Below are 8408 nucleotides of genomic sequence, written 5' to 3'. Positions count from 1 at the left end.
TGGCCACGGTCTGCCCGGCATGGGCCGTATCATCCTCCGTCACGCTGGTCAGAGTCGGGGCAGCGGCGGCCAGGACCGGCGCATCATTGACGGCGGTTACCGCAAGGGTGGCGGTATCGGTCGCCGTGCTGAAAGCCGAGGTTCCCCCCGTGGTGGTCGAAGCATCCACCTTGCTGCCCGCCGCGCCGGAAGTCCGATCCCAGGCGCGATAGGTCAGGCTTACACTGTCGGCATTCTCGCCATCCGGGATAAAGCGCACGCTGTCGGTGCTGCGCAGGAGCAGGGACGAGGTCGCCGAGACAACCCCGACATTGACCCAGCCGGCGCCGATATTGTATTGCCATGTGCCCTGGCCGGAGACCAACGAGGTGATGGCCACGCCTTGCACGGCGCCGGTATCGGTATCGGTCACCGAAGCGCCCAGGAAGCTGGCCACGGTCTGCCCGGCAGGGGCGGTGGCATCCTCGTCGATGGCGTTCAAAGCCGGTGCCATGGGCGTCAAAACTGGCGCATCGTTGAGCGAGCCGACCAGTACGGTCGCCGTATCGGTCGCCACACTGAAAGCCGAGGTGCCGCCCGTGGTGGATGCGTCCACCTTGTTCCCTGCCACCCCAGACGTTTGATCCCAGGCACGATAGGTCAGGGTGCCGGTGGTGGCATTGCCGCCGTCTGGAACGAAGCGGATGGTGTCCGTACTGCGCAACAGCAAAGCGGAGGTCGCGGAGACCACACCAATGTTGGTCCAGCCGGAGCCGACATCGTACTGCCAGGTGCCGTTGCCGGAGTTCAGGGAGGTAATGGCGATCCCACTGACGGCCCCGTTATCCACATCGGTGACGGACATACCCAGGAAGCTGGCTACGCTTTGTCCGGCGTTGGCCATGGCATCTTCCGTCAAGGCGATCAGGGATGGCGATGTGGCGGTCAAGACCGGGGCATCATTGAGAGAGGTGACGGTGATGGAGGCCGTATCCGTGACGGAGCTGAAGGCGGTCGTGCCACCATTGACACCCGTGTTTACCTTGGTCCCGGTCGCTCCGGATGTCCGGTCCCAGGCGCGATAGGTGAAGGTGGCGACATCGGCATTTTCGGCATTCGGCACAAAGCGGATGCTGTCCGTGCTCCGCAACAACAAGGACGATGCGTTGGAAACCACACCTACATTGTTCCAACCGGCACCGGTATTGTATTGCCAAGTGCCACTCCCCGAGGCCAGAGCGGTGATGGCGATGCCACTTACGGCTCCGGTGTCAATATCCGTCACCGAAGCGCCCAGGATCGTGGCCACGGTCTGGCCGGCGTTGGCCGTGGCATCCTCGGTGATGGCGTTCAAGGTGGGGGCGATGGCGACCAGAACCGGCGCATCGTTGACAGCGGTGACCGTGATGGTGGCCGTATCGGTCGATGCGCTGAAGGCCGTGACGCCACCAGTGATCGTCGAGGCATCGACCTTGCTGCCCGCCGCCCCGGACGATTGATCCCAGGCGCGGTAGGTCAAGGTGCCTGTAGTGGCATTTTGGCCGTCCGGAACAAAACGAACACTGTCCGTACTCCGCAGAAGCAAGGCCGAAGTGGCCGAGACCGCTCCAACATCTGTCCAACCGGTACCGGTGTTGTATTGCCATGTGCCATTGCCGGAGTTCAGACCGGTGATGGCGATCCCCTCCACAGCACCGTAGTCCACGTCGGAAACCGAAGCGCCCAGGATGGAAGAGACCAGCTGCCCGGCGTTGGCAGTAGCGTTTTCGTTGATGGTGGTCAGCGTCGGCGCGATGGGAGCCAGAACCGGCGCATCGTTGACGGCGGTGACGGTCAGGGAAGCCGTATCCCCGGCGAGACTGAATGGCGTGGCGCCACCCCGGGTCGTGGCATTGACCTTGGCGCCGGCGACATGGAGGGCCTGGTCCCAAGCGTAGTAACTTACGGTGGCAGCTACGGTAGGCGGATTCATGGCATCCGGCACAAAACGGATCTGATCCGTGCTCCGCAGCAGCAGGGCATTGTTCCCGGCCACGGCGCCTACGTTGATCCAACCGCCACCGGTATTGTATTGCCATGTGCCGTTGTTGCCGGTAGTGGCATACAGAGCGATCCCTTTGGCGGCCCCGGCATCCTGATCGGTGATGGACGCCCCGATGAGGGAAGTAACTGTGTTGCCCGCACTGGCTGTCTGGTCTTCGGTGATGGTGGTCAAGGCGGGATTGTACGGTGTCAGAACCGGGGCATAGTTGATCTGGATGTCTGCACTATCCGTAGCCACGCTGAACGGCGTCGTCCCGCCATTGGCTGTCGTATTGACCTTTGACCCTTCCGCGCCTGCCGTGGCGCCGGTCTGATCCCAGGCCCGGTAGGTGATGCTGGCCTGACCGGTACCCGGCAATGTATCTGGCTGGTAGCGTATGCGATCCGTGGCGCGCAACAACAACGATGCCGCATTGGAGACGGCGCCCACGGCACTCCAGGTAGTCCCTCCATCCAGGGAGTATTCCCAAAACCCCCCACCCCCCGCGTTGGCCACCGCTGTCACGGCAACCCCTTGCACCGGGGCTGGCGTCAGGTCCACATCCGCAATGGAAGCCCCCACCAACGTGGCCATATCGGTTCCCGTATTGGTCGTGTCACCATGGGTGATTGCCGGCAGGCTTGGCGCAATGGCCGTCAGGGTTGGTGCATCGTTGATGGCTGTGACTGCTTGTGTGGCCGTGTCGCCAACGAGGCTGAAGGGCGTGGCGTTGCCCCGAACCGTCACATTGGCCAACGCGCCTTGGGTGTACAACGTCCGATCCCAGGCATAGTAGCTGAATTGGGCTTGCGCGGAGGGGAGGTTGGGGGGGTTTTTGGCGTCCGGAACAAAACGGACCAGGTCGTTCGACCGCAACAACCTTGCCTGGGTCGGGGAGACTGCCCCCATGTTGGACCAGGAGCCACCCCCATTGGTCGAATATTGCCATCTTCCGGTATCCGTGGCCGCTGCGTAGACGGCAATGCCCTCCACAGCGCCGCCATCGATATCACTGATGGAGGCACCGACGATGCTGGAGACGGTCCGGCCACCGGTGGCTGTCTGGTCCTCCGTGATGGTCGGCATGACGGGCGCGATGGGCACAACCGTCGGCGCTGCATTGACCTGGATGGTCGCCTGGCTGTCCAGAGGACTGAACCCGGTCTCACCACCCCGCGTCGTCGCACTCACCTTCGTTCCGGCAGTTCCGGCAGTCTGATCCCAGGCATAGAAATCGAACGTGGCGCTGTCGTCATCCGTACCATCCGAGACATAGCGAACAAGATCCGTGCTGCGCAACAGCAAGGCGTTGCTATTGTTCACGACCCCGAACGTCGCCCAGGTTGCTCCCCCATCCACGGAGTACTCCCATCCCGGTCCGCGGCCATTGTTCTTCTGGTGGATGGCAATCCCGGTCAAAACCCCGGTCGCATCGGCATCCGCGACGGTACCCGCGAGAAAAGAACCAACCGTGACTCCGGTATTAGCCACCGGATCGACTGTCACAGCCCGGGTGATACTGGCGAGGTAGGGGTTGGTGACCGTCAAGACTGGTGCATCATTGGCCGGCTGCACCACCACGGTCGCGGTCGATGCCGCACTCAACCCACTCCCGTCATTCGCCCGAAAGCTGATGGTCCGGGAGAGTGTCGCCGTACCGGCTGCCAGGTTGGGATCGTCACTGGTATTCTGATATGTGACGGAACGCAGGGCCGTCTGGTAGTTGGCCACGGTATCGGCCCCGGAGAGGGTCAGGGTGCCCGTAGCCGCATTCCAGACCCCCGTGATGGCACCCACCGGCGTAAAGGAGAGAACATCCTTGCCGTTGCGATAATTGGCCGTGATGCTCACTGTTGCCCCGGTCAGGGTGGTGTTGTCCAGATCGGTCACTGTCAGACCGGGATCAACGACCGTGGCCGGATCACTCTCCGTATAGGTCCAGTTGGCGCCGGCGGTCACGGCGGACGGGTCGTTGACCGGCGTTACGGTAATCGAACCCGGGTTCGGAGCGCTGTTCACCCCGCCGTCATTGACCGTCACCGCGATAGTGCGGACACCACCGGTCGGGCTGTCGCCTCCCAGGTTTTGGTACGTCACGCTCCGCAGGGCAGCCTGGTAGGCCGCAACCGTATCGTTACCCGTCAAGGTCAGGGTACCGGTCGCCGGATTCCAGTTCCCTGTTATGTTGCCCGTATCGATAAAGGCAAGAACATCCTCCCCATTCACGTAACTGCCTGTGATGACGACCTGGGCGCTGGCCAACTGGGCGCTATCCGGGTCGGTCACCAGCAAGGCGGGGGTCAAAGCGGATGGACCGGCCCCCTCCAACACCGGCAAATTCCCTGCCCCGGTCACACTGGGTGGTGCCAACACATACCCGTAGGCGTCGATGCTCCCCCTCTCTCCCAGGGAGGTGGTTTCGATGGAGCCACAACTGCTCTCCAAATTCCAGTCACCACCTTTGGCCACCGGCCCTGTCAGGTCTGTAGAGGCCGCCACATCCGTCCCGGTCAGAGTGGCCAAATCTTGCAGCAATGCCTGACCTTGTGGCGTAGCCCCCACATCGCAACCGTAGATCATGAAATCGGCCCCGGGGGCCATGGCCGCTGACCAATGTGACAACTCCGGGGCATAGTCATTCAGGGTTGTCATGGAGAGAGGCGATCCGGTCAAATCGATCTGACCGGGACTGCCATGCGCAATCAGATGAATGGCACTCAGATTGTTGTGGTTGGACAACTCCCTGGTGATCTGCTCGACAGCATTCTGGTCTGGATCAAGAATCACCACCTCTGTATGGGCGGCAAACTTCCCCACAAAAAAGGTTGCGTCCGGAACGGCTGCATCCACGAACACCACCTCTCGGATAGCCGGATCGCTCCCCATGGCCTCCGCCGAACCTATCCCGGGACAATGGTCAGCCACGGGGCTGGGATCTTGGTGCAAATCCTGTTGGGGGGCGTCATGATCACCCGATACCAACGCCGACAATAGGCCCGAGCCGTCGTACATCAGTCGCGATTCCAGAGCCAACATCAGGCCGCCCGTATCCAACATTCCCTCAGGCAAGGCAGTCGACCTGGTTTTTTCTGTTTTGGGTGCTTGACGTTCCATGTTCTCCTGGCTTTCCAGCTCATTCCATTCTTGGATGTTGTTCAGAAGATTCATGGCCCACTCCCCTACCGAACGTCTTGGTTGCATGCGCCGCCTGACAACACTTTTTTGGTTATCCGGAGATCCCACTGGCGATTGAGTGGTTGTTTTGCGCATGGTTGTGGCTGCCTGTTCCTCAAGGGTGAATGCAAATCGCATGCAAAGTTAATTTTAAACAAAAATACAACATGATATAGAAATTTTCCACCACTCATGACCCGTGTTTCAGGAAAACATCTTTGACTTGCGTCTATCAATTCACATTTAAACTTTAAACTCATACAGTTAAACTAAAAGACAAATAAAATTTACTGAAAAAATATTTTTACATACAGAAGCATTCCCGGGAAGACGCAAAGGTGCATCTCGACAAAAGCGGGATGACACCGACATTCTCAGTGAGTTTTTTAGAAAAGGGAAGTGAACGAAGGTGGTGGGCAGACCTGTGCAACAGGCCTGCTCAAAAGGTAGGCAGACCTGTGCAACAGGCCTGTTCAAACGGGCATCCAGCAAGGATGCGAAACGCGCAGAACATCGTCCGAGGCCCTGCCAGGGAGGCCAGATTCCTGGATCCCGATGCGTTACCAGGTGGTGATCAGGATGGAATCAGAGAGAGTGCTGCCACTGTTGGGCGGCCCGTTCGGCATCACCTTCCGAGGGGAATGGACCAATTCCAACACGAAACATGGAATCCACGTTACCCGTCAGGCGCACGACCTGGGCCGGAACCCCTTTTGCCTGGAGACGGTTGGTCATCCGGGCTGCGCGGGTAAAGTCAGGATAATCTCCCAGGGGAACCATGAAAGAACCATCATCCATGCGGGCAGCCCGGGCATGTTTGGAGGGTTGACCGGAGACCATCGACCGTTCCGGGGATGATGGGTTTCCCACACGCGGGGGTGAACCTGCAACACCAGCGACCACTGGAATAGGTGTAGCGGCTGGTGTCCGAAGCGCCCCGGTCGCAGGCACGGAACCCGGGCGAACCTCTGCCACCCGCGGCGCATCATCGACTGGCCCAACAGAGGCTTGGGCAACATGCATGGTCGGAATTTCGCTGTTTGACCAGGAGATTGAACTCCCCTGCCCGGCCCGGGTAACGACACTCTGCTGTGCGCCACTCTTGGCCAGGGAACCTAAAGGTTGTTGCCAAGGCGTGGAACGAGACGCCTGGATATATGCCACAGCTTGAGCGGGGGGTGAGCCCAAAACCGAATGAGGCGTTCCGAACGGCGCAGCAGGGGTATGTGGAAAACGGGGGGAAGGGGCGCCTTCTGGAAAGTTAGGCAGCACCACAGTCTGTTTTTTCAGATCACTGTAAAATGTCAGAACCAGCTTATCTTCGGGAGGTTGGGCCTCGGGTTGGTCCACATCATCCTCAACCTCCGACTCTTTCTCGTGGGATTTCCGTGCAGACTCTTTGGCCGCGTGCGCTTCCCCCCTCTCCCGCGAGGCCTGTATGGCCCCCTTGATAAACTCCTTGACGGAGCCAAACGGCCCCGTTGCCTGAGTCGGAAAGGCAGCGGAGTTGGTCGAGTTTCCGGAAGTGTTCAGCGCCGTGTGCGGAAGAACATTCCCCTGCCCAGGAGAGTTGCCCGGCAACAGGCCATGACCACCACCGGCCAAGGGGAGCGTGACCACACCCTTTTTGCCAGGCACTCCCTGTCCTTTGGCATCTTTCGGCAAGCCAACAACCGACGGCGCCACAACAGCGGGAGCATCCATTTCCGCTGCGGTAACCTGGGCACTACCGCCCTGAATCCTCTCGGCGCTACGACCGTCAGAACTCAGACTGTAGAGAACACCCCCAACCGCCAAAACACCGACCACTCCGGCAGCCGCCGGGGAGAGTTGTCCCTGTGGACGGTGGCGCCGATAGTGCGGAGATGTGGGATAACGTGGGGCCATGCTCTTGAGCCTGTGGGAAAAAAGCGTCAGATCAAAACCGGACCGAATTGCTCTCTTGTTTAGCAAAATACGGACCGAATTTTCGCCTCTTGAAATCTTCCCCCAACGGTTACCGTCTCTCCCCTGATGGCACCACCCTTTGGCGCCCTGCCAACGCAAATAGTAACTATTCAGCACCCTTTCAAAAAAAGCCTGGATATGAAAGCCTTTGTCAGGGCTTCGCCCCGAACCCCACCAGGACTCTGTCCTGGACCTGCCAGGGAGCCAGCCCCCTGGACCCCGATTCGTGGTTGGGTGGTGAATAGTTACCGCAAATATTACATTTTTTCTGGTGCCGAGACCCCCAACAGACCCAATCCATTGGCGATGACCTGACGAACAGCCGCAACCAGTTGGAGGCGAGCGCCTCGTTGGCCATCCTCCGCTTCCAAGATACGCACCGCGTTATAATAATTGTGAAAGAGAGCAGCCAGATCCAACAAATAGTAGGCCAACCGGTGTGGCTCGTGGGCCAGTGCCGCCCCTTCGATCAACTCGGGAAAATGGCTCATCAAGCGCAGCAAATCCATTTCAGCCGGTAATTCCAACCGTTGCAGATCACACTCGCGGGAGGAGAGTCCCTTCTCTGCCAATTGACGGAAAAGGGAACAGACCCGGGCGTGGGCATACTGGACGTAGAAAACCGGGTTGTCGTTGCTTCGGGTCACGGCCAGATCCAGGTCAAAATCAAGGCGGGCATTGCTGGAACGGGTCAAAAACCAGAACCGCACGGCATCGGACCCCACCTCATCCACCACTTCCCGCAGCGTAACGAAGGTGCCCGCACGTTTGGACATGCGCACTGGTTTGCCACCCCGGGTCAGATTGACCATCTGCACCAACTGCACATCCAGAAGACCCTTGCGACCAGTCAAAGCCTCCAAGGCCGCCTGGACCCGTTTGACATACCCGCCATGGTCGGCCCCCCACACATCGATCAACTGGTCAAAACCGCGTCCGGCCTTGTCGGCATGGTAGGCGATATCAGCAGCAAAGTAGGTATAGCTGCCATCCGATTTTTGTAGCGGGCGATCGACCTCATCACCGAAGCGGGTGGAACGAAACAGATGCTGCGGCCTGGCTTCCCGCTCTTCGGGCAGCTTTCCCTTGGGAGGTTCCAATATCCCCTGATAGATCAAATCTTTCTCTGCTAAACGCCCAATGATTCCAGGAATCATGCCCTGGGTGTGCAGAGAGCGTTCCGAAAACCAGGTATCGAAGCGGATGGAGAGGGATGCCAAATCAAGACGAATCCAATCCAGGACTGTGACGATAGCCAAAGCGATCATCTCCCCGGGGGGGTCAT

Annotated in this window: 3 protein-coding genes; all 3 read right to left on the bottom strand. The window is 59.6% G+C overall.

From position 1 onward, the window contains the following. The coding region (locus tag HQL63_15045) for a DUF4347 domain-containing protein (protein ID MBF0178141.1) at positions 1-5170 on the bottom strand (5170 nt) is incomplete at its 3' end. A 591-nt stretch (positions 5171-5761) separates the two neighbouring features. After that, a complete protein-coding gene (locus tag HQL63_15040) occupies positions 5762-7063 on the bottom strand; it encodes an SPOR domain-containing protein (GenBank protein ID MBF0178140.1) in 1302 nt (433 codons plus the stop codon). A 317-nt stretch (positions 7064-7380) separates the two neighbouring features. Next, the coding region (locus HQL63_15035) for an arginine--tRNA ligase (protein ID MBF0178139.1) at positions 7381-8408 on the bottom strand (1028 nt) is incomplete at its 5' end.

It is taken from the genome of Magnetococcales bacterium (genome assembly GCA_015231175.1).
GTDB lineage: Bacteria > Pseudomonadota > Magnetococcia > Magnetococcales > DC0425bin3 > HA3dbin3.
Note: the sequence above shows the minus strand (reverse complement) of the source record. Positions and strands in the feature narration are given on the sequence as shown.